The organism is Pseudooctadecabacter jejudonensis (genome assembly GCF_900172275.1).
GTDB classification, from domain to species: Bacteria; Pseudomonadota; Alphaproteobacteria; order Rhodobacterales; family Rhodobacteraceae; genus Octadecabacter; species Octadecabacter jejudonensis.
The window spans coordinates 179,744-206,307 of the sequence record NZ_FWFT01000003.1 but is presented as its reverse complement, the minus strand read 5'-3'; the positions used below and the strand labels follow the sequence as shown (position 1 = coordinate 206,307).

The following is a 26,564-nucleotide window of genomic DNA, read 5'->3' as shown; positions in this document are numbered from 1 at the left end:
TCTAGGAACTCCTTGTTTGGTTGGGACGACCGCGCAAAGGTGAGAGGCTGACGAACAGCGCCGTCATGGCAAGGATACCAAACGCGATGTGGTCGTTGATGAACTCGGCAAAGCTGCCACCGTCGCCGGGACTACCCAGTGGCAGGGTGGGGATGAGTGCGCCGCCGGTGACGGCGTTGTTTGCGGTCTCGGAGGCGACAAGAGCGTCGGGTTCACCATCACCCTTCTGGTCGGCGCGGGGCGAGGTGCGCTTGCTCTCTGAATAGCTTACAAAGGTTGCGGCCGTCGCCCCGGCGCCCGGCAGGATGCCGATGAATGTGCCGATGCTGGAGGCGCGCAGGAATTGCGGCCAGCGCAGGTAGATTTCAGGCCAGGGGGGCATCTTGAAGCCCATATTCGACATCTCAGGCGGTTTGCCCGCGAAGTAATGGGCGGCGCGGTGCAACACCTCGGCCAGTGCAAAAAGTCCGATGGGGACAGGGATCAGATGCAGCCCGCCGCGCAGGGCGGGCAGATCAAAGTCAAAGCGTATTACCCCCGTCAGATCGTCCGACCCCACCGTTGTCAGCCACAGCCCGATGACGCCTGCCAACAGCCCCTTGATCGTGCTGCCAGTGGACACCCACGCGATGCAGGTCAGCGCAAAGATGATGATCGCGAAAATTGTCGCTGGGCCAAAGGCGATTGAGACTTTTGCCAAAACCGGTGCGGCGATGATCAACACGATCAGTGAGAAAAGACCGCCCCCCAGCGACGCAAACGTCGCCCAGCCAATCGCCAGATCCGCGCGGCCCGATTTTGCCATCGGATAGCCGTCCAGCACCGTGGCGGCCGATTGCGGCGTGCCGGGGGTGTTGATCAGGATCGCCGAGATCGACCCGCCATAGACCGAGGTGACGTAAATGCCCACAAACAGCGCGATGGAGGCTTCCGTGGACATTCCAAAGATGAACGGCAGCGCCACGATCAGGGCGGCCACGGACAAAAGTTGGGGTAGATTGGTGTTCAAAGGCTCAGCTGCGCCGCTGCGAAGGGCCTGGAGCAAAGCAGTGGCTGCAAAAATCACCCAAGCCGTCAGAAACAGGCGTGGGGCAAAGGCGGGGCCGACATCGCCACCAAAGGTGAACGTGTCAAACGCGCCGCTAAAGGTGTGCGCCAGAAAGGCCACCCCGATGGCCAGCAGCACGGCAGAAACACAAATGTCCAAGGTGCGCGACACGTTTTGCCTCCCAACAAAATAACCCCGCCCCTCCGTATAAAGGGGTGGGGTTGGTTTGCTTGCTTACTTCAAAAGACCAGCGTCTTTGAGAAGCTGTCCGTTCAATTCAAACGCTTCATTGAAGAAGGGGCCGACTTCGTCCGACCCCATGTAACGGATCAAACGGTTCGCACCAGCCATGTTTTCGGCAAAGCTGTCTGTCGCGACGGCCTGTTTGCATGCGCCAGACAGCGTGGCCACCACGTCATCAGGCGTACCCGCCTGCGTGAAGAAACCGAACCAGACGGACACTTGGGTGTCATAGCCCAGCTCTGCCATGGTCGGCACGTCGGGGCGCGCCTCGGACCGCTGGTCAGACATGATGCCCAACGCGCGCCAGCCGAAACGGCTGTCAAAATCGGCAAACCATGCCGTTGCATCAGCGCGACCGCCGTTGATTTCTGTGGCAATCTCACCGCCGCCACCCGTTGGGATGTAAAGAGAGTCCGCACCCGTCGCGTTGTTCAACGACAGCTGTTCCAGATGCGCCATGGAGCCTGGCCCCGCGCCTGCAAATTTCAGACCGTCGCCGTTGGCCTGTGCGATGAAATCATCCATGGTTTCGATCGGGCTGTCGTCCGCGACCACCAGATTGAACGGCCCTTGGCTGACCATGCAGATCGGTGTCCAGCTTTCGTTGTTGTAGCAGGTGCCGCGCAGGTGCGGCTGGGTCGTCATGGTGCCCAGGGGCAGGAAGCCAAGGTTGTAGCCGTCGGCATCCGCTTCGCTGAGTTGCGTGGCACCGACGGTGCCGCCTGCGCCTTCGACATTGCTGACCACACTATTCTGGCCCATAATCTCCTCCATTTCAGCGGCAAAGAAACGGGCAGGCACATCCGTGCCGCCGCCCGCACCAAACGGCACAAGCATATTGATCGTGCGATCAGGGTATTCTGCCATGGCAGCACCTGCTGCAAGCGTCAGGCCCGCGGCGAGGCCAAGTGTAAATGTCGTGGTTTTCATCAGACCTCTACCCTAAAAAATCTGAAATCGAGAGTACGGCCATTCTTCGCAAAGAATATTGACAAATTGTCTCTCGTTAACAATTAGGGTAGTCTTGCTGACGTAATGCCCAACCGTTTGACCCTCAAAGACGTGGCCGCCGCTGCCGGAGTGTCGCAGATCACCGTCTCCCGCGTGGTGCGCGGCGAGGGCGTGGTCTCCGCGCGGACCCGCGATCATGTCACGCAAGTTATTCAGGATCTGGGATTTGTGCCCAATAAACTGGCCGGCGCTTTGTCGCAGACGCGGTCCAATCAGGTGGCTGTGCTGATCCCGTCGCTGGTGAACAATGTCTTTGCGCAAGTGCTGCGTGGCATCACCGAGGAGCTTGCCAAGGCGGGCTATAACCCCGTTGTGGGCGTGACCAATTATGATGAGCAAATCGAAGAGGAACAATTGATTTCGATGCTGTCGTGGCGTCCGGCGGCGGTGATTATGGCCAACCGTGTCCACACGCCCCGCACCAGAAAGATCCTTGAGAATGCAGGCGTTCCTGTGGTGGAACTGATGCAGCTTCAGAGGGAACCCATCGACATGGCCGTGGGGTTCGATCACGGTGCCGCATCGACCATCCTCGTGGACCATGTTGTGTCGAAGGGCCATCGCAGCTTTGGCTATATCGGTTGGAGCAACCACGATTTTTCGGCCGCATCCCGATACACCGCGATCAAGGACAGGTTGGCCGAAAAGGGGTTCGATTTGATCGCACCGGATCTGTTTGAAATGCCCCCCGATATGCCCATGGGCAAAGACGGCACGCGCACGCTTTTGTCACAGGCGCCTGAGGTCGACGCGATCTTTTATGCCAATGACATCGCCGCGATTGGCGGGGCTTTGCATTGCCTTGAACAGGGGCTGTCTGTTCCGACGGACCTTGCCTTGGTGGGCTATAGCGGCTTGCAGATGGGTCAAGCCCTGCCGCAGCCTCTGACCACGATCCGCACCTTTCGGTACGATATTGGCCGGATCGCGGCGCGCAATGTGCTGAAATCATTGACCAACACGCCGGTGTCCAAAATCACGGATGTGGGGTTTGAACTGGTCGAGGGGGCGACGGTTTAAGGGCCAGATGACCCCGTCAGCATCGTACACCGCGCGGCCCCAATCGCGGCTTCGGTGTCTTCGGTGACGGAAACTGAAGCGGGCAGGCGTGCTTGGCGCATCTGCAATAACGCCGTGTTTTTCGCGGCCCCCCCGGCTGAGAAGATATGGACGGGGTCGCCCCCGCCGCGCGCTGCTATTTCGGCATAGCAACGTGCTTCGATGTCCGCGATCCCTTCGAGCAGGCCTTGCAGAAACACCACATCATCGTCCGGGCGGGGCGAAAGGCAGGGCTGCAAATCCGGGTCATTGACCGGGAACCTCTCACCCGCTTTGATCAACGGGTAATAGTCCAGCCCCGTGGGCCGATCCGTCCTGATCTGCGGCGTGAGCCTTTCCAGGTCGTCTGGTGTAAAGAAATGCGCCAGCACCGCCCCGCCGGTGTTTGACGCCCCACCAATCAGCCATTGGTCCCCCAGCCGGTGGGAATACAGCCCGATCTCAGGCGCATCGATGCGCTGCGTGCTTAGCAGTTTGATCGCCAGAGTTGACCCGATGGACGTGACCGCATGCCCCGCCCGCACAGGGGAGGCCGCCAGAAACGCCGCAATGCTGTCGGTCGTGCCCGCGTGGATGTGCGTGGTTGGGGACAGCCCCAATGAGGTCGCGAGCGCTGGATCAATGCTGCCGAAAAGCGCGCCGACGGGGGCGGGATCAGGCAAGAGGTTCGTCGGGAAAACGGCGCCGATCCAGTCCGGCCAGCGTCCGGTTTCAGGATCAAATCCGGTCTTCAGGGCATTGTTGTGATCTGAACCGCAGCCGACCCCCATCAGTTTTGCCGCGATAAAATCGGCCTGATGCAACAGGTGCGCGGCCCGATTGTCCGTGTCTTCGGACCGCAGCCGCATGGCCCGGGCCAGGGCCGAGGAGGACCCCCGGGTGATGTGAGTAGGGGGCGCGTGTTCAGCGATGCGGGCGGCCTCAGCCTCGAACCCTTTCGAATTATACATGAGGGCGCGGGTCACGGGCGCGAGGTTGGCGTCCGTCAGAACCATCGTGCCCGATGTGCCATCCACGGCAATGGCCGCGATATCGGCGGGGGACTGACCTGCTGCGCGCAACCGCGCCACTTGTGTCACGAGACACGTTCGCACCGCCGTCCACCAATGTTCAGCGTCAATTCGATCTGGGTCTTGGGGCAAATGCGCTGCGCGCGCCATGGACACGACAGTGCCCGCGTCATCTATCACCGCCGTCCGGATCCCACTGGTGCCGATGTCTATGCCAAGCGACAGGCTCATGTCTGCGCCGCGAGCGCCTGACGGTATTTCTCGGCGTCCCAGTTCAATAATTCTGCCTCTGCCGCTTCGCCAATCGCCTCCACGTTCCAGCCATCCGGCAGGCGCAAGAACAGATCAGACAGGCATTTGAGCATTGCGCGCTGGCTTGAGGTGGCGTCATCGCGCAACAGGATGCCAACGCCCGGCTGCAAGATCGCGGGCGGGGTTCCATCATGGTCGGCAAGCGGCAGGCCCGGCCCCAAAAAGACAACGTGGTCGGGATAATACGACCCGCCCGCCAGCCATGTGGTGATCGCCTCGTCCAGTGCCATCCAGCTTTCGTCAGCCCAGTGAAGTCCTGCCGGAGCAGGCATCGTCGGGACCTTGTATAGAGACTCGGTCTTGGGCAAGGCCAGACGGGATTCAACCTCGTTGATGATCTCGGAGACTTCGCGCACATCCGTCCCGCAGCCAATCAACCCGTGATTTTGCAGGATAAACACCTGCGTTTGAGGCGTGGCCTTCGCCAAAATCTCGCGTGTCAGTGGCAAGCCCGGTTTGGCATAGGGCACCATAACAAAGGGCAGGCCGTCCAGTTTCTCAATGGCCACTTTGCGTCCGTCGGGGCTGATCGCATGGGCCAATGTCGCGACCGAATGCGTGTGGGCCACGACGGGCCAGTCAAGGGCTGCGTGAAATGTGGTTTCAATCGACGGGCGAAGGGAAATGGCAGGATCCAGTACGGTGGACTTGCAACTGCCATCGCCAGCCTGCTCTCGCGCTTCGGCCACTGCGGCCGCGCGGTCAACGGCCACGAAGATGTCCTGACGCTCGGCATCGGCCAATTCCGTGCCCGACGCTTTGATCCACATGGTGTTGCCCCGCTTGATCGAGGTATTCCCCCCCGGCCCTTGCACCTGCAGCGGGTCTTGGCCCAACCGGGCGGAGAGAGCGCGGAAATCATCTGTCAGAATGCTGGTGTCGATGGTCATGAAAGCGTCCCTATTCGGTAGGTTGGCGGCAGCACGGATTTGTCGGCGCATAATTTGGAGAGCACAGCATCCTCCGACCCATGCGCGAAAGCACTGGCATACAACCCGCCTTGCACGAGCAGGCTGTCCCAGCCCACGCCATGGGCACCGACGATATCGTGGTCCAGACTGTCCCCGACCATGAGCAAGCGGGTGCTGTTCATCGCCGTCTCCAACGCCCGAAAGATGGGCAGATGTGGTTTGCCGTAATAGACAACCTGTCCCCCCCGCACCGCATAGGCCTGTGCGAGCGCCCCGGGAGAGACGACCAATGCCCCTCCGCCACGGGGGCTGGCAAGGTCAGGGTTCGAGCAATACATCGGCAGGGCGCGCGCGGCGAGTTGATCCAACATGGGGACCCAATCTGACAGGATGGCCCCGTCCGGCAGGCCCATCAGCAGCACGGCCTGCGCCTGATCGAGGGTAACCAGATCAATGTCCAATCCCCCAGCCCAGTGCGCAGCATCGCCCACGCTGCGTTCAATGGCATGAAAGCGCACAGCGTCAATCCGGCCCGCGTGGATGTCGCGCCAGAGCGCCTCTCCGCTGGTCATCACCACCTCGAAGGCATCTGGGTTAAATCCCATGTCTGCAATCCGTGCGAGGTTCGGGGCCGCGCGTTTGCCCGAATTTGACAGTACCGCCAAGCGCGTGCCGGTCCGGGCGAGGGCGTCAATTGCGGCTAAGGCCTGAGGATAGGGGGCCGTGCCGTCATGCAGCACGCCCCATTGATCCAGGACGATCCCGTCATACTGACCGGCAATCTCAGTCAAACTGTTCAGAACGCCGGTCACAGGGTCAGTATTCCGCCATGTCCTTGGGGTCCGTCAGGCTGGCGATGTATGCATCGACCTCGTCTGAGCGCATCGCGGGCGCCGCCTTGTCGGCCATGCCAGCAGGCATGTCCCCAAAGTAGAACTTGTAGCCCGGGATCGACTGACGCCGCTTACGGATGGGCATGCCCTCATAGGGGAACACGTCAGAGCGCGCGTTGGCCGCTTCGTCGTGGCAGGGCAGCACGTAGTCCGCGCGCTTGTCGATCTCCTCGACCGATTTCCAGCCTTCGACGGAGTTCACGAAACGCGCAGGCACCCAGTAGCGCCACGCCTCGGACGGGTTGGGTTCAAGGTTGCGTTCGACGAAGATCGCATCGCCCACGACGCAGATTGTGCCCGCGCTGGTCTCAACCGCGACGGCCATGTGACCGACCGAATGGCCCGGCGTGTGGAACATGGTGATGCCGGGGAAGATCTCGGTCTCTTGGTCAATCGCCTCAAACACGCAGCCCGCGTAGGCCTGTTGGACGCCGATATTGGCCTCATAGGTGCGGTAGTAAAGCGGCAGGGGGTTATAGGCCATTTCGATCTCGGCCTTGGGGGCGATGTAGCGGGCGTTCTTGAACTCTTTCATGTTTTGCACGTGGTCCCAGTGCAGGTGGGTGAAGATGATCGCGTCGATCTCATCGGGATGCACGCCCAGCTTTTGTTCCAGATGCTCATGCACCTGAAGGCAGCCACGTTTGTCGCATTTGTGGTGCCACTTGGTCGCGCGGGCCTCGTCGGGCAGGCCTGTGTCGATCAGGATTTTCTGGTCACCGGTGTCGATGTAATGGCAATAGACCGGGTTCCAGTACTTTTTGCCGGCGGGCCCTTTCCAGAAAATATAGGTCCCCAGATCGGCCTCAAGCCAGCCAGTGTTGATCGGGTAAATTTTGGTTTCGGCCACGCTCATGGGGGTCTCCAGGTCAGTCAATGAAATTTTGTATACAAAAATGACAATCGGGATACATTTGCAAGGCGAAACTGAAATGGGGGTCTTAGTTTGCTTTGAGCGTTTCCATGAAACTGAGCGTCATGTGATCCCGCATACCTTTGGATGCGGTTGCCGAGTCTCTGGAAAAGATATCCGCCATCAAATCACGGTGGCTTTGCGCGGAGGCCAGTAAGTCCTCATGGGTTGCGAATTTCTTGGCGCGGAACGGGCCTGTACGGCGGCGGAATTCGGATGCGATTTCAGCCATGAAAGGATTGCCCGTCGCGCGGTAAATGGCCATATGAAAGTCTTCGTTGGCTTGGATGAAACGGGCGGTATCGCCGGATGCGGCGGCGTCCTCACAGACGATTTGGGCTGCCTCAATCTCTGATCTACTGAGGAAATTTAGCCTTAGGGACACAATTCGGGCGCAGGCGGCCTCAATTTCGTGCATGGCTTCAAAAATCTGGCTCAGCTCTTCGCGGCTGTATTCAGCCACGAATACGCCCCGCTTTTCACCCTCGACCAGAACACCTTGAGCGGTTAGGCGCGAAAGCGCCTCGCGGACGGGGGTGCGGGACGTGCCAAACCTCTCGGCCAGTCCAGCCTCATCCAGTCTTTGGCCCGGCTCCAGTTTGCCAACGCTGATCTCTGTCAGGAGCGCTTGTTCAATTCGCTTTCCGGTGGAAAGCTTGTCTGAGTCTTTTGGTTTCATGCCGTTTTCACTTTGGTTTGGTCCGGAAAAATATGGTCTTCAAATATAGTAGATTGGTCAGATACGCAATTTTGCAGGTTTACCTTTGGTTTTGTATACAAAATAAAGAGGCCAAGGAAAACAGCCAGGGAACCGTCTGACGTGCCCGCACAAGGACACACAATGAATGACGCAAAGGTCATCGTCTTGTCTACGCTTGAAACCAAGCAGGACGAGACTGACTACCTTGTCACTTGCCTAACTGAGAAAGGCGCAAAAGCACAGGTTCTCGACATATCTTTGGCGTCGGGCGGCACGATTTTGGACAGCTTGGGCAAGTTGGACGCGATGGAGGCCCAGATCCAGGCAGCGGTACGGACACTCGCACAGGATTTGGGTCGCGCTTGCGCGGTTGTGGCGTTGGGCGGTGGCACCGGCGGCGAGATTGCGATGCGCATTTTTCGAAGCCTGCCTGCAACCTTCCCCAAGGTGCTGATCACCCCGCTGCCGTTTGACCCCCGTGCGGCGGTGGCTGAAACCTCTGTCATGTTGGTCCCGACGCTGGTCGACATTTGCGGGCTGAACGACACCCTTCGCGAAGTGATCCAGAACGCCGCCGCCATGGTGGCAGGGCTCTGTGGCGGCCCGCGACGCACCCAAGTTGAACGCTCCATCGGGGTGACGGGCCTTGGATCAACGGAGGCCGCGGTCAAAGGCCTTGTGTCGGGTTTGACCGTGCAAGGGCATGAGGCCACGGTGTTTCATTCCAACGGTTTTGGCGGCGCGGGCTTTGCCCGGTTTGCGCAGGCCGGAGCCTTCAAGGCCATCGTTGACCTCACCCCGCATGAGGTCACCCGGCTTCATATCGCAGGGGTCCATATCCCGATGCCCACACGGTTCAGCGCAGGGGGCGATTTGCCGCGTATCGTGGTGCCGGGGGCTGCGAATTTCATCGGGCTCGGAGAACCTTCGACACTGGCGCCGGACTATCTTGAACGTCCGCATTACCAACATTCCGGCTATTTCACACATGCCAAAGTCACCCCGGATGAGATGGCACAGATTGCCACCGCCCTGATCGACGCGCTGAACGCCAATACCGGACCACGCGCACTGATCGTGCCCATGGGGGGCTTTTCGCATCAGGACTGTCCGGGCGGCGCGATCGAAGATCCTGCCTTGCGCGACGTCTTTCTGGAAACCGCGCACGCGAGGCTTGCTGCCGATATCAGTTTGCAGGTCATCGACGCGCATATCTCCTCGCCCGAGATCACCACAGCCATCTTGGCCACCCTGAACACCTTCATGAAAGAAACCCATGTCTGACATCGCTGACAAGAAAGACGCCCTGATCGCCATTGCCAAACGCTGCTTCGACCTGCGCCTGCAAACCAATGCGGGTGGCAATCTGTCCGTGCGATTGGACAGCCGCGATGCGATTGTGATCAAGCCGTCGGGCGTGGGCTTTAACGAATGCACGCGGGACAATCTGCAAGTGGTTCATCTGGACGGAACGATTGAGCCGTCCGAGCACAAACCGTCCAAAGACCTGGACTTTCACCTCGACCTGTACCGCATCCGCGAGGACATCAACGCCATCGTGCATTGTCACAGCCCCTGGGCCACAGGCTATGCCAGTGCAGGCTTGGAAATCCCGTGTCTGACGGTCCAGACCATTGAAAAGATCGGGCGCATGCCCCTGATCCCATTGTCGCCTCAAGGCGGGCCGCAAACAGACGCCGAGATCAGCCCCGTTTTTGAGGATCCCAAGGTGGTCGCCGCTGTCTTGGCCAATCACGGGACCATCGGCGTTGGGGCCACGCTGATGAAGGCACAATATCTTGCTGAGATCATCGAAGAGACCGCCCAGATCGCCTACGTCCGCGACACCTTGATGGCGGCCCACGGCAAAAGCCAAGCCGACCTGCCGCAATACGGCACCGCCGCAGAGGCACGCGCGGGCGGGTAGGCCCTCAAAGTTGCGCAGCATTAGGCCGTCCCTGTCGCCCACCAAAGTCTTGATCAGGCTCATGCTGCGCCTTGAACGCGTGTCTGGTTTCGTCCCCAAAATGCTGCGGTTTCCAGACCACTTTCGATGACCTTTCGACTATTCTATGGCTCCTTTCGATGATAGGCAGCGGGTCTGGCAGGGAGGAGACTTGGGGATGGGATATCACGCTGTGCTCGGAGCCGATGGGGCCATCGGACGCGCAACCCTTGAGGCCATTGCGGCGAAGGGCCTTGATGGAAAGGCGCTGAAACGTGCCGATGCCGATGCGATGGATGCCGATGCCTTGGAGCGTGTCTTGAAAGATGCGGACGTCGTGTATCACTGCGTCGGCCTGCCTTACAATTCTGATCTCTGGACGACTGGTTTTCCGGCGATTTCTCAGGCTTTGATCGCCGCGTGTGAGACAACAGGGACCAGGATTGTCTATCTCGACAACGTTTACCTTTATGGGCCGGCACCACTCCCGGTGCCCTTTGATGAGACCACGTCGCGACAGCCGCCTTCGCGAAAAGGCGCGGCGCGCAAGACCGCAGTCGAAATCCTGATGGAAGCGCATCGTGCCGGTCGCGTGCGGGCGACCGTCGGGCGGGCGGCGGATTTTTACGGCCCGGGCGCGGTGAATTCGCCTTTCTACATCAGCTTTCTTGAACATATGCTGCGCGGCAAGCGGCCCCAAGTTGCTATGCCCGAGGGTCCGCTCCACACCTATGCCTATACCGCAGACATAGGCCGCGCGCTGGTGACACTGGCGCTGGACGATGCCGCATATGGCGAAGAATTTCATCTTCCTGTCGGGCCAGCCGTTCGCGTGTCAGATATGGCCGCGCTTTTTAACGAACAACTCGGGACGTCCCACAAGGTCGCACATGTGCCTGATGTGATCCTGCGCGGTCTGTCACTGTTCAAGCCGCTGATCCGAGAGGTTCATGAAATGACCTACCAATACAAGAGCGATTACATCATGTCAGACGACAAGTTCCGGCAGCGATTTCCTGATTTTGTGCCGACTTCGTACCGCGACGGTGTTGCCGCAATGATCCGGCATTTCCAGTCCTGACCCGCGCGCCGGACCAGGCCGAAGCCTGCGCCTGGTTCGCGGCCCACATGGTCGCTTATCGTCCCCATGGTCTGCCCGACCGCGCGGTGTTTCTTGGCAAAGGCCTCAGCGGATCCGCGATGGGGGATGTGGGTGATCGCCTTGCGGTCTGTGTCCAACACATCCGCAATCGCGCAGATGGATTGACCGCGATGGAAGTAGGTGATCGACTTGGGCGCAGCTATCGAGATCTTTGTTGGTGGGCAAAACCCAAGCGGTAGACGCGCCCATGAAGGCGCCTCCGACGCGGACGACACCTTAGCTTTGGTGGGATGGGCTTTACCTGCCTTGGCGCAGACCTGATACATCCCGTCGATGATCGCATTCTTTGGCGCCTCGTAGGTCGTCAGCACTTTGACTGAGTGCTGTGTGCTTCCGTTTTCCAGAACAACATCTGTGAATGTGCCGCCGATATCGACATCCATGCGAACAGAAACAGCAGTCATCTCGATCTCAATCAAGCCCCATCAAGGACAGGTAAGTTTGAGGCCATAGGGTCTTGCGACTGGCCAAAAATCAAATCAATTGATGTTCGGTCCCTGATAAATTTGATTTATCCCAAGGTTTGGCTGACCGAAGGCTTGCTGCGATTTCGCAGGCCTTTGCAACAAAGCGCGGTTCGCGTTGTATCTCGCATAGAATGACAAGGGGCGCGCGATCCGGTCTGCGTCGAGCGCGGCCAGCCGCCCTGCCTTTATGTCCTCTGACACAAGCGAACGGGGCAGCAGTCCGACACCCAAGCCCTTGAGTTGTTTGAAGGTGAACTGACGTCTTATCATCGCGCGCCGAAAGATAATTTTTCGGAATCATGCATGCATCCGAAGCAGGCGCAAGTTGCGACAAAGGTCGCAAGGTCCGCCTGTTTGTTTGTGTCACAAAACGGCGTTATCTAAAAAACGTGGTCAAGTGGGGCAATTGATGCAAGGATCATCCCTAAAGATTTTATTAAAGTGATTGTGGGGACAAAATGGCGAATGCAAATCGTGCGATCCATCCAAAGACCGCCAATCGTGGGGGGATTACATTTTCTACCGCGGCAATCGAAGTGCCCGAAGGGACGCCGGGGACACCGGGGACGCTCAGCACGAAGGCGCAGCGCCAAAGCTACATCGACCGCGTGCGAAATTATATCCCGGTTGAGGTGATCGCATTTTTCATCTTTGCCAATAGCCTTGTCGATCGCGAAAACCTAAGCAGCGATGACGTGAAGATGACAACGGCGATCGTGGCGGTCGCAACGGTGGTCATCGGGCTGTTTGCGACGTTCGTCTATGTCAAAATGGCGGCAGACCAAGCGGGCAATCAGGCCTGGAAAGTGCATGCGGCCATGGCGGCCGTGGCCTATTGTATCTGGGTGTATGCCCTTGATGCGAAGGTCTTTGCGCTGATCGGGACCAATATTCAGGACACGGCTTTGTCCGGCCTTCTTTTGGCGTCGTTCACCTTGTTCAGCGGGCTGATTGTCCCGACGCAAAAGCCGAAGGAGGCACCGGCGGAGGGGTAGGGCGTGAGGCATTTCCTCCCTTTGGGTGACACCACGGTGATCGGTGCGGTCGTGCAGGCCCCGCGCGCGGTGCGGCCATGAACCCGCACACCAAAAGTCTTCGGTTGCTGTCTGACACTTTGCAGACACGCAAGGAAGACGAAGAGGTGCTGATCGACTACTACAGCAGGTTGCGTGGCATCGGGCAGGATCTCAAGGGGCAGATGAGCACCGCCTATGCGCAAACTGGTGTGGGCCTGTCATTGGGATTGGCGTTTGATTTTGGCAGTTTTGTGTGCCCCGGTGTCCATATTGACGCCGCCCTGAAGGCCAAAGGGGCGGGGACCGCGCACGGCATTTTGACGTTGCATCGGGGCGCGCGGGTGGCTTGGTTTGCGGACATCAAGCACCCCCCACTGCCCCCCAAAAACCCCAGCCCCGCAGATCAGGCGCCCATCGCCCGCACGGATTGGTCCACGGATCGGCCCTATTGTCTGAGTTTTCTGCGTGGCAGCACCTGGGAATACGGCATCGATGGAAAGGTGGGTGTCTGGGCGGGCTTTGGTGATGCGGGCGACGTGGATGAAACAGGGGCCGCGATCGGGGGTGAGCTTGATCTGGGCGGCATGGGTGTCACCACGCGTCTGTGTGACCCGGTGCCAAGCCACTATCCAAGCTACAACGCCGATCTGATCAAGAGAGACCTGAACGGCATTTTCAAAGAGAACGCCAAGAATGCAGCCGCTGCATGGCTTATTTTGGTGGGAAAGGGGCGCAAACTGGCCTTGGGGGATGGTGTGCCGATACACAGCACCAATTTCCTTGCGCGCAAGATGGCTGCGTTCCGCGGTGCGGCGGGGACCCCTTTGCAGGATGTGGCAAACGTTTGGGACACCCACGATACGGCCTTTGTGAGCCGCAGCGGGGGTGATGCGCTGTGGAGCATCGGCGATATGCTGGCCAGTGCGGCCGACACCCTGCGTAACAAACGCAAATTGGGAAAGCTGCGCACCAAAGATCTGATTGCCGATCTGGAAAAGGCCTACGAACGTTTCGATACGCTGTATCAGGATGCGCGGGAGAAGTTGGATGATCTGGCTGCGTCGTCCCGCGGGAAGGTGGCCGCGCCGCGGGGCTATCAGATGACGTTCCTGCTTAAGAATGCAGCCCATCACCGCCGCAACGAGGCCGAGACCCACCTGAAGGTTCTGCGTCGGATCCGGGACATGACGCACTTTAACGCGATTGCGAAAACGGCGATCAAAGCCAGAGAGGTCCCGAAGTGCTATCTTGATGTCAACGTGGTTGAAGGACATGCCACAGCCAGTGCGACGGCCAAAATTGTCCTGCCCCAGTTGGGCCAAAAAGACAGCAAGATCATGCCCCGGGCCGTCGCCCAGATTAAGGGGAAGTGCTATAAGAAAAGGATCGGCAGCCGGTATCAAAGCTTCACCCCGGGCCATGGCCGGACACTGTTGAATACGCAGGATTCAGTGGTGACCTATGCCTCCAAATTGGTGACGGAAACCCGCGCGTTGTCCGGGTTTGGCAAGGGCACAACAGGAAAGCCCACTGAGACAGAATACAATCTTGTGACCATGAGCTACAGGACGGTGACGGCGCAATGGTTCGACGATAAGGGCACGGAGTCTTATAAGGCGTTGCCCAATGGGAGCGGCGTGACGTTCGGCATGTCGGTTTTGCGCAGCCGGATCATTGATTACACCAAAGCCTGCAAGGCGCTGTCGCCTCTCAGCGTGAATAACAAAACGGCCTTGTCGAAGGACCAGATCGCCCTGGAAGAGGCCATGGAGGCGCAGCTGCGCATCAGCCATCGGGAGCTGCGCGCGGCCTTTCGGGCCTCACCTGACACGATGCTTGAGGACACGGATGCCTCCGATGCATTTGTGATCGAACTCAGTCATGCGTTTGAAGACCCTGTAGGTTTGACGTTTGTGAAGAAGGATTTCCGCGTCAAGAACATGTTTGATCTGCCCTTGGTGCAGCAATTGCTTGCGGCCAAGCCAGGCGTGCGGGTCAAAGGGATCCGACCGCAGGTGATCCGGATCCGCTACCGCGTCCAGCAGGACGAAGACCGAACGCGCGGGCTGTTCTCGTTAGGCTGGAACCCATTGGTCAACCTTGAGGAGGGCAAGACGCGCGAAAGCGTCAACCCGTTCTCAAGCCAGGGCAACTACGATGAAAATCTGCAAGAGGCTGAGCAGTTCAAGTCGTTTGACGGCTTTGACCCCAAGAAGGTCAAGTCGCCCTTTACAGTGGTGCCCGAGATTGCTGCGCAAACCTCCTTTGATCTGACGCGGGTCAGTCGTGTGGGCACGGAGTGTGTGATTTCGCTGCACGAATACCATATCCCGCCGCATTATTTTCCGCAGGATTTCGGTGCTGAGCGCGCGGCCTCTCTCACCCGAATGAACGCCAAACGCGACGCAGAATTGCTTGTGCCGCCCGTTTTGCTGTTCAGCCAGTAGGGGGGCGGTCACCGTGGATATGTTCGAATTCCTGAAAACACAGCTTCTGAAGCACTTGCCGCATCCCCATGCGCGCAGCCCGTTTCAGATCACGACTGAGGGGTTGGTTGTCGAAGAGCCGGGCATCGCCGTGCGTGATATTGCGGCGCTGATCGCCGATATCTCAGGCAACCGAGATTTCTTGCCGTCAGATATGACGTTGCCCGACCTCAGGATTTCGGATCTGCGCCTGACACGCACGCCGGATGTCTGGGGCGGTGCGTTTGCCTGCACGGTTGAATGGGGTCAAATTGGCCTCACCCTCGCAGATGATATCAACCTGAAGCTGGACAATGCGTCTGTTCATTTGGAGACAAAGGGCACGCGCCTTTTGGGTACTGTGTCGGCGGGGTTGATCGTTGAGGACATGACCCTTGATGTGACCCTTGATCTGCCCAGCCAGTTCATCACCGGCACATTGGCGCCGAGCCAACATGCCACGGCCATCGATTTCCTGACGGCGCGCAATTTGTGTCACGGGACGACCGCGCCCGTTATTGAAGACCTGACCGTTGAGGCATCCCTGCCTTTAGGGTTTCTTGCCGTGCATCTGGAACTGGCCGATGTCGTCACGATGGGCCCCGTCCGCATCGTGCACGTCACAACCGACCTGGAGATTGCAGGGGCGGGGGAAGAGGCCAGCTTTGAGGCAGCGGCGAAGGTGGAGATTGCCGTGCAGGGTCAGGCCCCGCTGGCGTTGAGTGCGGCGGGGCAGGTGGATCGCCAAGGATGGCGTCTGGCGGGCGAACTTGATGCCCCGCCAGGGCGGCTGTCGATTGGGGATCTGGTCGGCACCATCGCGGTCGATTTGCACATGACAGCCCCGCAATTACCCAATGTGATCAAAGACCTAAGCCTGACCCATCTTGGTCTCGCCCTTGATACGCATACCGATCATTTCCAACTCGATTGTACGTTGGATTGGTCGCATGCGGCGCAGGTTGTTGTCCATATTGCAAAGACTGGTACCGACTTCGATGTCTCTGCCAGCCTCACCATTGAGGACGTCACATTCAAGATCGCGTTCGAGGATCACGGCGCAGCGGTTTTGGTGGCCAGTTTTGATGCGGCTGGTCATGCGAAAATGACGCTTGATCAGTTGATTGCGGCGTTTTCGGGGGGCAAATCCCCCTTTGGTCCACCCGCAAAAGGGGTCTCGCTTGAGGTCAAATCCGCGGCTATTGCGCTGGACAGCAAGGCACAGATGCTTTTGGGCGCTGAGTTGAACGCAGGCATAGACCTGTCCGAAATGGGCGATCTGCCGCTTGTAGGGGCCTTGTTGCCAGAGGGCGGGCAGTTTGGCCTTTCGATGATCCCTGCCTACCGTGGCAAGGGCTTTACGGATGCGGATGCCACAGCCGCCGCCAAAGCCATGCCTGCAGGGATCCACATTGATCCGGCGATGGCGCCGGGCTTTAAATTGGAGGCCCACCTGACGCCTGAGGGCACCTTTGGCGCGCGCGATCTGGGGACAAAACCGGATGCGGCCCAACCCCCCGATACGCCCCCCAAAGGCCCGCAACCCGCTTTGCCCGGTGCGCTGAGCTGGAGCGACGTGGATGCGCATCTTGGCCCGTTGCATATCAAACGGCTGGGGTATTTCTTTGACCCGAAAAGCAAGTCGATCGACGTGGCGTTTGATGCAGAACTTGGGCTTATGGGCCTTCATCTGAGCGTGGATGGCCTAAGTGCGCATTACGACTTTGGCACGCGCCAACTGACGCCTCGGCTCAATGGGCTGGGGGTTGATCTTGCGCGTGGCCCGCTGGAGATCGGGGGGGCGTTTCTGAATCAGGATGGGGATTTCGCGGGGGCGCTGACGCTGAGCACCAGCCAGTTCTCGCTGAATGCGTTGGGGGCCTTTACGATGGACCATGGCACCCCGTCCATGTTCGTCTATGGGGTGCTAAGCATGCCCCTCGGTGGCCCGCCGTTTTTCTTTGTCGAAGGCCTCGCCGCGGGGTTCGGGCTGCACCGGCACCTTTCATTGCCGCCTGTGTCCAAGATCCACGAATTCCCGCTGATCGTTGGGGCTGATCCCGCCCGCACGGGGCCCACGACACCTGCGGCACAAGCGGCCGCCCTGCATGACTATGTTCACCCTAAACTGGGTGCTCATTTCATTGCCGTGGGCGTGAAATTCTCGTCGTTCAAGTTGCTTGAGGGCTTTGCCGTTCTTGTGGCCGCCCTGAGTGAGGAGCTTGAGGTGGATATCGTGGGCACCGCCACGCTGACGTCCCCGCCCAAGGCGCCGCCAAACGTGCCAGCCATGGCGCGTGTGACGCTTGATTTGCTGGCCCGCGTCATCCCCGCAGAAGGGCGCATCGCGGTCGAGGCGCGGATCAGCCCGCAGTCCTATGTCTACAGTCCGTTGTGCCATCTGTCTGGCGGGTTTGCGTTTTACAGTTGGCTAAAGGACGTCCCGGACCAACACATCTATGGCGGCGATTTCGTTTTGACGTTGGGCGGCTATCACCCCGCCTTTGACAAACCGTCGCATTATCCCACCGTCCCGCGCATCGAGTTGAAGTATCAAATCACGCCAGAGGTTTATGTCAAAGGCGACGCCTATTTCGCCCTGACACCGTCGACAATGATGGCGGGTGGGCATTTGCACCTGCAGGCCAGCATCGGGGCGCTGCACGCTTGGGCGGATTTCTCTGCAGATTTCCTCGTTGCGTGGGAGCCGTTTCATTACGATGTGCGCGTTCATTTCGAGGTTGGCGCAAAGTGGAAGTGTTTTCATACAACTGCCTCTGCGGATCTGCAGATATGGGGCCCGCCCTTCACCGGAGTGGCCAGTGTTGACTGGTGGGCCTGTTCGTTTGATGTGCACTTCGGGCACAGCGGCTCCTTTGCGCCGGTCCCGATTTCGACGTCCAAGTTCAAAGAGAGCTTTCTTGACATCGACGAGAGTGCGGCCAGCCAAACGGCAGCCCTTGGGATCGTTCCGACTGCAGGTGTTGTTGCGGAGAAGGACGGCGTGTCGTGTGTGTCGCCGGTGAACTTTGAGGTGCGGGTCTCAACGAAGGTGCCGATTACCGACCTGACCATGGGGGCCACGTCCGACACCCACAGTGCGCCGGTTTTGGGGGTCGCCCCCTGCGGAACCCCTGATCTGGGCACGTCCGCCATGACCATTCAGGTCGTCAGCCTGCCCAGCCGCTTTGATGTGACGGACCATTTCAAAATGGTGAGCGAAAGCACCGCTCATCCGCCGGCGCTGTGGGGGCAGGCACTGAAACCTGATCAGAATGCGAAACCGATTGTCTGTCTGTCGGGGGCGGTTTTGCGTGCAGCACACCCGGCTGTCGCGTCTGCGTCGCAGGCCAAGAAGGTGAAAGACATGCAATTCAATCCCAAGGCTGTCGGTCATACCTATACGCCGACGACGCCGGGCGCGCCGGGGGCGACCTTGATTGAGGAACTGCAGGCGCTGGGCCTTGATACCACTGGGATGGCGACCAATGCACAAGGAGGGTTCGATGCGTAGCGCAAACACCGGCCCCATGTTGCACCCTGACGATCAGGTGCGGTTCTTCGATCACCATCGTCCGTCCCTTATGGCGGGCAGCTATTCTATTGAGGTCGCCCACGATGTGGGCAGTTTGGGGATTAACGCGGCCCGTACCCAAGAGATTTCGATCGCCGGTCCGCGTTTTGCACTGGCACCCAATGAGATTGCAACGTCGTTTCCCGCGCGGGGGACCGAAGGTCAGTTCGAGACTGTCTTACCCCATGTTTTGCTCAGCCGTCCGAGCCTGCCGTGGGAGCGAAGCGCCTGTCTGCAAACCCAATTCGAACCGGGTGATCCGAAAGCGACGGCGCCCGCCGCCGATCTGCCGCCCTGGCTTGCGTTGATGGTGTTTGATGCCGAAGAGATTGAGGGATGCGCGAAAACCGTGCCTGCCGCAGACTTGATCCATCCGGTGGCGGGGCACGCTGGAACGGCGCCGTCATCCGGAGCCCAGTTTGCGCAACTTAATCACGACGTGGCGGATGACCCCAAAACGCCCGTGGCGGTGATTGATCTGCCGCGGGATCTGGCACTTGGCCTGCTGCCCAAGCCTCAGGACCTGAATTTTCTGACTGTCGTACGCGACGTTGAGAAAACGGCCCAAGGTGCGCCCCACGAGGCCCGCAGCGTGGTCATCGCCAACCGTCTGCCCCTTCCGGGCAAACGGAATGTCGTGCATTTGGTTTCACTGGAACATCAGTATACCCCCAAACCCAACGCCGACTTGACCAAACCGTGGTGGACAACCCACACCCATTGGACAGACCAGATCAAGCCGGGCCCGACCTTGCGGTTTGTAAGCCTGTTCAATTGGGATTTTACCTGCGACGCGGCCCCAGCGGATTTGCAGCACATCCTCGAAGGTCTCGACCACGGGACGTTGTCGATTGCGTCTTCGACGCTCAACACGACCCTTCCTTTGGCGCAAACGGGGGCTGTTCCCGTCGCATTGCACAAAGCCACGGGCGCGCGCACCGCGGCGTGGTATCGGGGACCGTTTCAGGTCTTTTCACGGTCCGCTGCCGTCACACTGCCCGCGCGGCAGGCCGACGCCCTGACACGCCAGGATCCGGCGACGAACATGACCGATCAAAGCTATGCCAGCGCGTGGGAGTTGGGCCGCCTGTTGGCCCTGCGTGATCCGGCGATCGGGCTGCGTCTGCATCAATGGAAACGCCAATGCGCCCATGCAGCCCGCGCTGCTGCGCAACAGCTGACCCAGACGCCGCCTCCGCCCGCGCCCGATTTACCGGATGACATTCATCAGTGGTTCGACGCGGCGCTTTTGCGGTTGGGCGCGGTGCCCTACAGCTATCTGTTGCCCGATCCTGATGTGCTGCCCCCCGAGACCATCGCCCCCTTCCGGCTGGACCGGGTCTGGCTGGCGGCACTTGTAGACGGCGCGTTCAGTATTGGACGCGTCACCGAACAGCAGGCCGACGCAGACGCGACATTGCGCGCCGCCCTTCCGGCTGTCGATGCCGCAAGCGGGGCAATCACCCGACAGACCACTGGCGTTCTGGTGCGGTCCCGTGCGGTGCGGGACTGGCCTGATTTGGTGATTGACGGGTTCGCCGCGTCCGGCGCGACCACCCCCCTGCGCCCCTTGCGCTACGACACCATCGGGCCGGAGACGAGGCTTCTTTTGTTTGAGGGGCCCTTGGCGCGGGTCGATGTTCATCTGCACCCCATGGCCATTCACTTTGGTCTTGATGGCACACATGGCGCGCTTTCCAAGGCGGGGCAGCCCGTCAGCCCGCGCAAAGGAACCAATGGCGTCCTTGAAATTGCCGATCTTGCCCAAGCCCTTGGGACCGCGTCCAGCCGCGCGTTTGCCTTTGAGATGATCGAGACCGTTCCCCGAATTTCCCGCACGTTTGATTTGCCCCATGAGTGATTTGATTTTCCCCGTTTCCGTCAATGCATGGCGCCTGACACGTCCGCGACAGGTTGTCGGGCCGCCGACCGATTATGAAATCCTGCCATGGTTTGACGGGGTGCGGGACCACAACGCGTCCACGGCCAATGTCGCCTCTGCGGTCAATGCACCGCCCTTTGGTGATCACAGTACATGGCTTGATGCAGGTGTTCATCTGCACTGGACCCTGCCCAAACCGATGACACGTGGCGCAAGCCGGCGCACTGAATATTGCACCGTGCAGGTCGGTGACATGTGGCTGCCACCGGCGCCCAACAGGTGGCTGATCCGCAGGGAGGCCGAGGGACAGAATGCTGACCAATATCGCCGCATCTGGATCGTTGAAAGTGACTATGTCCACCCCGGGGTGCTGCGCCCCAACACCCATGTGGTGGCCTATCCGCGCGCAAACAGAGATCCACATGACCCGCCATTTCTTTACCTTGGCCGTCAGTTTGAACTGGATGTGAAAACCCTTGAACCGTCACCGGACGTCGTGCCTATGACACAGGCGACGTCGCTGGATTTCTATGGCCCCGACATTACGGCCGTCGGCCCCGGTGACCCCCTGTTTGCCGCACATTATCCCAGTTGCCGGAGCATCTTTGGGCTGCATGACGATGCGCCGCCCCCTGAGGATGTCGCGTTCGGCTATGGGGTGTTTGGCTGGTATGAGGACGGGGCAAAAGATCCCACTGTCCGCGCGGTAACCCAAGGGTTCCGAGACATCGTGCAAAACCTGTCCCAAGTTGCCGGAATTGGATCGCTGGATGCCAAACAGGATCTGGGGGAATTGGGGGACCGCCTGTCGGTTTATAGCACCCTTGGACGTGAACTTGGGCTCGATAGCGGTGACGGCAAGATCCTTGCTGTCGATCCCACCGGCGCGCGGACCCTGGTGGCAGGGTCGGTTGGATCGGAACCGGACACGCCGCTGCCCCGTGATATGCCTGCCGAAACCGCATCGGCCCCTGATTTGGCCCCAATCGGGATCGGAAGTTCTGCGGCGGAGGCCTTTGCCGCGCTGGTGACCGGCGGAACCCCCGGCCCCAACGAAGATGCCCTTGTTCAGGGGCTTGCGGCGACCGATTTGACGGCGCACCCCTTAGACCACGATCTAAAGCTTCGTGAGGCCCGCCATTCGGAGCAATTCAAAGCGGTCCGCGGGCATGGCATCTGGACCCTGCGCCCCAATCAGGCGGCTGAGGGGGAGGGCACGGCGGGTTTGGAAGATCTGTCCGATGACCTGGCCGTTGAACTGGACGCCTTGAACCGGCTGCAAGAGGCGTATGGCGCCCGCCTTGATGAGATCGACAGCCTTCGGCAAGGGGTGTTCTCCGACTGGAGCCGGTTCATGCGCGCGGCCTATCCTGAAAGCGACAGCGATATCGTGCCGTTTGATCTTAATGCCGCCGAGGATCTTCTTGTGCGAACCCAACTTGCGCCGCTTGAGGCGCTGCTGGAGAAGACGGGAACCCTTTATATGGGGGAAAGCCCCAAAGGCGATATGCTGGTCACGGCCCAAGCACCGCAGGCGCAGGATGCGGTCGCGGTTGACCCGTTTGCCTATGGCGAAATGCACGGGGCAGAGGGCGCGGCCTATTCGTTTGATGCCGCAGCCGTTGACGACCGTATTGCTGAAATACGGATCGCCTATGGCGAAATCATCGACAGCCTGCAGATTGTCACTGCTGACGCTGGCCCCTTGACCCGACGTGGCGGCCCCACTGGAAACAAGGCCACATTCACGCTGCAACTTGGCGAATACATCACAAAGATCGAAGGCAGCACTGGCCCGTGGAGGGGCCATGAGCCGATCAACCATATCCGGTTCACGACGAATTTTGGCCGCACGTCACGCACATACGGATCAGAAAAGACCACGGGCAAACACTTCTTGCTGCAAGCGCCGCCCGGGCATTTCATCTGTGGCCTTCGGATGCGATCGGCCACCTATACCGAAGCCATCGGGATCGTCGTGACACCAGACCCACGGGCCGGACCCGTGGCCGAGACACCCCCCCCGTCCTCGCCGTACAGCCTCGCGGCGCAGATCGTTGGACAACACGCGCGCGTCTTGGCGCATCTGCAAGGCGATCACGGGGCCGATCTGCATCTTGGGATCACGCCGGGTCCGCGGTTCTGGCGTCCCAACGATCCCGTTGTGGTGCTGGACGACACGCAAACCCGTGCCCCTGACCGGACGAACGGCGTCCTTGATGACGGGATGAGTTCCTTTTATTTAGTGGGCGACCGGGACTGGTCGCATGCGGTGGGCAAGGTTATCGTGCACCCTGGGCTGATTGAATATTTATGTGGTGACGACGCCAAAATCGTCTTTAACTGGGTGTCCGCCGCCGCCGACTGGGCGCCTGTTCAGCTGGAGTGGCAAGCTGAAATACGCGCCGAGGATGACCACAACACAGAGGCCCATTCAGCGTACCCCACTGATTTGGTGACCAAATCCTACACCCTGCAGCAAGATCACGCGGACCTTGTGGCCCGGAACAAGACCATATTGGCAGAGCCGCACCTGAGTTATCTGTCTGGCCGCAGCGTGCTGAACCCGTCGGCGGGGCGTTTGATCGCTGAGCGGTATAAGGGCCTCTCCAGCGCGCTGACGCAAGGGACAACACCGCTGAAGGGGACGCCCGTTGTGCTGCCTCTGGGTGGGTTCCACGACCACCTGTTGATGCACACCAATGAGCCACAATTGACGGTGGATGACCCCGTTGGCCTGCCCGAGCAACGGGCCTTGGCACAGCGGATCCGCAGGGGCCTGGGGGGCTTTCATCCGGTGACGCCTGCGTCTGATCAGCCGTTCCATCCCTTGCGTTCCGGCGAGGTGACGTTGACCCGTCTGCGTGCGGTCGATGCTTTTGGCCGCACACGGAGCTGGCGGCCAAAGGTGCTGCACACAACGGCGCGCATGACGCCCGCACCCCGTGACATAAAGCGGGCGACAGCGCGCTTGCCCGTGCGTCTGAGCCAGCCCGCGCGGTTGACGTTTCGGTGGCTATCGGCGGGACACGCCGATCTGGAAAGCAATGCCCATCCGGCCAGTTCACCCATTTGCGGATGGCTTTTGCCCAACGATTATGACGGCTCCATCGCGGTCTACGATCGCGCGGGCCATATGCTGGGCGGTTTGATTGAAGGCGCCACGTGGGTGCCCGCGCCGGGCCGTGCGAGGGCACCCCGCTCATGGCGGGAGGTGCCAGACCGGACTTTGGCCAGGATCATTGGCTGGATGACGCGGGATCAAAGCAGCACGTCGGATTTCACGGAGGCCTTGCTGACGACGCTGGATGCCGGCCTCAACATGGTGGACCCAATGGCCGCCGCGCAGGCCCCTGCGCGGGCGCTTTTGATCGGACGCCCCATCGCCGTGACCCGCGCCCGCCTGCGCCTTTCAACGCAACATGCGTTTGCAACGGACCAGTCCGATCAGGCCTTCATGGCGCGCCTTGAAGGCAGCCCTGCCGCAACGAAGGGTTTTGAGAACGTCCACATTCCGGTGCGTCTGGGGGAACACGGGCAATTGAACGACGGGCTTTGCGGCTACTGGATCGAAACGGACGATGGGTTTGCGGACGACACGCTCCATCTGCCGCAGGGGCTGGTTCCCCCCAAAGCGCACGCAAGAATTGCAGCCTACGACGGTGCAGGTGGCACGACTTTGCCCCTTACCCTGTCGCTGTCTGGTGGCTCTGTGGATGTGACGATGCTGTTCGATCCTCTGGGCCGAGTGCATGCCACAACAGGGGTTTTACCGACCAAGTCGATTGCAATGCTGCCTGAGTTGTTTGAACCCGCCATGAACAAACTGCGCGCCACGTTCCGAACGGCCCCTTTGCTGACGCCAGCGGACGCCATAGAGATCCCCCTGCCGTCTGAGCCGGGATCCAGTTGGAGTTGGTTGCACCGAGACGGTGACATCTGGACCCATATCCCCCACCACCCATCGGTGCCGCGCGCGGCGTTTTTGTCTGCCTTTGGCACCGTTGCACCCGCGCTTTGGGAGGCGCTGGTGGAGAGCGGACGTTTCGTGCGCCAAGATGGCCCGGACACGGCCCTGTTGATGCCCAGCACGACAGGACAACCGATTGATTTTGCGGCCTTCCCCGACCTTACGCCAGCAAGTCTTGAACGCGGATTGCATGCGCTGACCAAGGGGATAGATCCCCCGTCCATGCGTGATCAGGGTCAACAGAGACCCATTTTGAGGCAAGGATGGCTCGAATTGCGTCAAACGCCCACGCCGCCCGGCGCGAAGACAAAGCAGGGGGGGCATAGGTCATGAGCGCCGACAAATCGTTCTATGCCAGCCGTGCCCATCCCGAAAGCGCGGGCCTGAGTGCGACATTGCGCCATGCCGGTGGCTGGCCCGCATTGTCCATCACGGGATCTCCGCAGACTGTGGAACTGACACTTGTGAACCGCACGCCTTTGCCGGTGACAACCGGGTCGGCCACCTTGCGGCTGCAATTCCGTCCGGGGGTGTTGCGCGACACGGACCAAATTGCGCTTGCGCCGGAATCCGAGGCGCAATGGGTGTTGGCACTGGAAGATGTGCGACCGGGCAAGGACGTGACCTTGGTGATGGTCGGTGTCTCTTCGTTCACGCTTGCGCCCGGGGCTGCCTTGACCGTGCGTCTGGATGGCATCAGCGCGGCCCCTGAGGGGGGCTCTCGTGCGACGAATGTGGATCTGTCGTATAGCGATTTTTTTCACCCAAGCGGCACCGAAGTCGCCGGTGCGCGCCTGATCCATTTGCCGGTCTTGCGCCGTCACGCGCCTGCCTCACCTCCGATCAAGGACATCCGCACGGGGGCTGTCGCGCTGAGTGGGCCGTTTTCGGCGGGGTTTGTCGGGGGCAATCAGGTGGTGAACGACGGTTTCACCCTGAACACTTTGACCCTGCGGATCGTCAATACGGCCCGCCATTCGGTCCCGTTGGCCGCGACCTCAGAGGTGGGGGACGGGGCGACGGAAATACACCTTGGATTTCGCGCGGGCAAGCTTGGCGCGCAGTGGGGCCTTGTGTCAGAACGCGGGGATCACGTGGGCATTGCGTCCGTCACGGATTTTCGCGCGGCTGATGACCACAGCCAGCCCCACGGGGGATGGCAAGTCGACAACCACACCTTACGGCGGGTTTCCCCCGGCACACTTGAGCCGGGGGACTACGTTGAGATCGTGATTGAGGTGCAAACCCAAGCCGAGCCAGGCCAGGCACAGCTGATCCTGACCTATGAAAACCTGCGTCACAGCGATGATGGGGATCTGGTACTTCTTGCGACATTGGGATCTGTTGTGGACAGCACAGACGGCGTGACAATCGCGCGCGCGCTGACTGTTGAGGCGCCCATTACGGGGGCTGACTTCGCCTCACAGTCCCATCAAGCGATGTCCCTCACGCCCCAGACCTTTACCGTTGGTGGCGACATTGACGCCTTTTATCCGGTTGTCTTTGAAGACCTTGATTGGATGAACAGCGCCTTCAAGTTTCAGATCATGCGGCCCTATACCCATATCGATTCCGACTGGCACGGAACCTTGATGGCCGAGGTGTCCTGCCACAGTTCAAATTACGGACATGGGTCCGAGTTTGCCCGCATCCGCGTGGCGCAGGCGGGGCGTATCTTTTTGGCCGGGTTTGCCAATTACCACAGGCGTCCCTACCACGTTGCTTGGCTGCGGGGGGCCACGACATACAAGTGGCGCAGCCAAGGCCCCGGGCTGCTGTCACCGTTGAACAATTTGACTGTGCCCGGACCTCTCACGATCACATTCGGTGACCATGGGGGCGACAGCACCTATGACGTCAAGACATCCCCCGATCCGGAGTTTGACAAGTTCTATGTCAAATTTGAATACGAACCCGGCTAGCGTGCACCGGTGTCCGCGTTCTTTGGACAGGCCCAACGTGCACCTGCCAATCAAATTGATC

The 26,564-nt window shown here is 60.0% G+C and carries 17 protein-coding genes and 1 pseudogene; 10 read left to right on the top strand and 8 right to left on the bottom strand.

Going from position 1 to position 26,564, the window contains the following annotated elements:
* Position 1: 1 nt before the first annotated feature.
* Both PSJ8397_RS10115 and PSJ8397_RS10110 read right to left on the bottom strand, forming a co-directional pair.
* On the bottom strand, positions 2 to 1,219 hold the full coding sequence (locus tag PSJ8397_RS10115) for a tripartite tricarboxylate transporter permease (RefSeq protein WP_085864494.1): 1,218 nt from the start codon (positions 1,217 to 1,219) through the stop codon (positions 2 to 4).
* A 63-nt stretch (positions 1,220 to 1,282) separates the two neighbouring features.
* On the bottom strand, positions 1,283 to 2,221 hold the full coding sequence (locus PSJ8397_RS10110; protein ID WP_085864493.1) for a Bug family tripartite tricarboxylate transporter substrate binding protein: 939 nt from the start codon (positions 2,219 to 2,221) through the stop codon (positions 1,283 to 1,285).
* A 105-nt stretch (positions 2,222 to 2,326) separates the two neighbouring features.
* On the opposite strand from PSJ8397_RS10110, the gene PSJ8397_RS10105 reads away from it, so the two are divergent.
* The gene (locus PSJ8397_RS10105) at positions 2,327 to 3,322 is read left to right on the top strand and encodes a LacI family DNA-binding transcriptional regulator (RefSeq protein WP_085864492.1); all 996 of its coding nucleotides are present in this window, start codon (positions 2,327 to 2,329) and stop codon (positions 3,320 to 3,322) included.
* Here PSJ8397_RS10105 and PSJ8397_RS10100 read toward each other — a convergent pair.
* The 5 genes from PSJ8397_RS10100 to PSJ8397_RS10080 form a co-directional block, all read right to left on the bottom strand.
* Positions 3,319 to 4,602, bottom strand: a complete 1,284-nt coding sequence (locus PSJ8397_RS10100; protein ID WP_085864491.1) for an FGGY-family carbohydrate kinase — start codon at positions 4,600 to 4,602, stop codon at positions 3,319 to 3,321. The genes PSJ8397_RS10105 and PSJ8397_RS10100 overlap by 4 nt on opposite strands.
* Positions 4,599 to 5,573, bottom strand: a complete 975-nt coding sequence (locus PSJ8397_RS10095) for a class II aldolase/adducin family protein (RefSeq protein WP_085864490.1) — start codon at positions 5,571 to 5,573, stop codon at positions 4,599 to 4,601. The genes PSJ8397_RS10100 and PSJ8397_RS10095 overlap by 4 nt, the downstream gene beginning before the upstream one ends.
* Positions 5,570 to 6,406 carry a TIGR01459 family HAD-type hydrolase gene (locus PSJ8397_RS10090; protein WP_085864489.1) on the bottom strand — a complete coding sequence of 279 codons (837 nt, stop codon included), beginning with the start codon at positions 6,404 to 6,406 and terminating at the stop codon, positions 5,570 to 5,572. Before PSJ8397_RS10090 ends, PSJ8397_RS10095 begins: the two co-directional genes overlap by 4 nt.
* A 4-nt stretch (positions 6,407 to 6,410) precedes the next feature.
* Positions 6,411 to 7,343, bottom strand: coding sequence for an N-acyl homoserine lactonase family protein (locus PSJ8397_RS10085; RefSeq protein ID WP_085864488.1), 933 nt, complete (start codon positions 7,341 to 7,343; stop codon positions 6,411 to 6,413).
* Positions 7,344 to 7,428: 85 nt separating this feature from the next.
* On the bottom strand, positions 7,429 to 8,079 hold the full coding sequence (locus tag PSJ8397_RS10080) for a GntR family transcriptional regulator (protein WP_085864487.1): 651 nt from the start codon (positions 8,077 to 8,079) through the stop codon (positions 7,429 to 7,431).
* A gap of 162 nt (positions 8,080 to 8,241) precedes the next feature.
* Here PSJ8397_RS10080 and PSJ8397_RS10075 point away from each other — a divergent pair, with 162 nt between their 5' ends.
* The 3 genes from PSJ8397_RS10075 (at position 8,242) to PSJ8397_RS10065 (ending at position 11,126) form a co-directional block, all read left to right on the top strand.
* Positions 8,242 to 9,384, top strand: a complete 1,143-nt coding sequence (locus PSJ8397_RS10075; protein ID WP_085864486.1) for a Tm-1-like ATP-binding domain-containing protein — start codon at positions 8,242 to 8,244, stop codon at positions 9,382 to 9,384.
* Positions 9,377 to 10,027: a class II aldolase/adducin family protein gene (locus PSJ8397_RS10070; protein ID WP_085864485.1), complete on the top strand. Its 651-nt coding sequence runs from the start codon at positions 9,377 to 9,379 to the stop codon at positions 10,025 to 10,027. The genes PSJ8397_RS10075 and PSJ8397_RS10070 overlap by 8 nt, the downstream gene beginning before the upstream one ends.
* Positions 10,028 to 10,223: 196 nt before the next feature.
* Positions 10,224 to 11,126 (top strand): NAD-dependent epimerase/dehydratase family protein, encoded by a 903-nt coding sequence (locus tag PSJ8397_RS10065; protein WP_159453120.1) that lies wholly within the window; start codon positions 10,224 to 10,226, stop codon positions 11,124 to 11,126.
* Positions 11,127 to 11,440: 314 nt separating this feature from the next.
* Here the strand turns inward: PSJ8397_RS10065 and PSJ8397_RS17215 are convergent.
* Positions 11,441 to 11,611: pseudogene (locus PSJ8397_RS17215) on the bottom strand (hydantoinase/oxoprolinase N-terminal domain-containing protein); the annotation flags it as partial.
* Positions 11,612 to 12,132: 521 nt separating this feature from the next.
* On the opposite strand from PSJ8397_RS17215, the gene PSJ8397_RS10050 reads away from it, so the two are divergent.
* The 6 genes from PSJ8397_RS10050 (at position 12,133) to PSJ8397_RS10025 (ending at position 26,503) form a co-directional block, all read left to right on the top strand.
* Positions 12,133 to 12,669, top strand: coding sequence for a hypothetical protein (locus tag PSJ8397_RS10050; protein WP_085864482.1), 537 nt, complete (start codon positions 12,133 to 12,135; stop codon positions 12,667 to 12,669).
* A gap of 77 nt (positions 12,670 to 12,746) precedes the next feature.
* On the top strand, positions 12,747 to 15,137 hold the full coding sequence (locus PSJ8397_RS10045) for a hypothetical protein (RefSeq protein WP_085864481.1): 2,391 nt from the start codon (positions 12,747 to 12,749) through the stop codon (positions 15,135 to 15,137).
* Between the two features lie 19 nt (positions 15,138 to 15,156).
* Positions 15,157 to 18,669, top strand: a complete 3,513-nt coding sequence (locus PSJ8397_RS10040; RefSeq protein ID WP_085864480.1) for a DUF6603 domain-containing protein — start codon at positions 15,157 to 15,159, stop codon at positions 18,667 to 18,669.
* Entirely contained in the window at positions 18,662 to 20,590 is a 1,929-nt protein-coding gene (locus tag PSJ8397_RS10035) for a hypothetical protein (protein ID WP_085864479.1), read from the top strand. Before PSJ8397_RS10040 ends, PSJ8397_RS10035 begins: the two co-directional genes overlap by 8 nt.
* On the top strand, positions 20,583 to 24,914 hold the full coding sequence (locus PSJ8397_RS10030) for a jacalin-like lectin (RefSeq protein WP_085864478.1): 4,332 nt from the start codon (positions 20,583 to 20,585) through the stop codon (positions 24,912 to 24,914). The genes PSJ8397_RS10035 and PSJ8397_RS10030 overlap by 8 nt, the downstream gene beginning before the upstream one ends.
* Positions 24,911 to 26,503 (top strand): hypothetical protein, encoded by a 1,593-nt coding sequence (locus PSJ8397_RS10025; RefSeq protein ID WP_085864477.1) that lies wholly within the window; start codon positions 24,911 to 24,913, stop codon positions 26,501 to 26,503. The genes PSJ8397_RS10030 and PSJ8397_RS10025 overlap by 4 nt, the downstream gene beginning before the upstream one ends.
* Positions 26,504 to 26,564 lie beyond the last annotated feature (61 nt).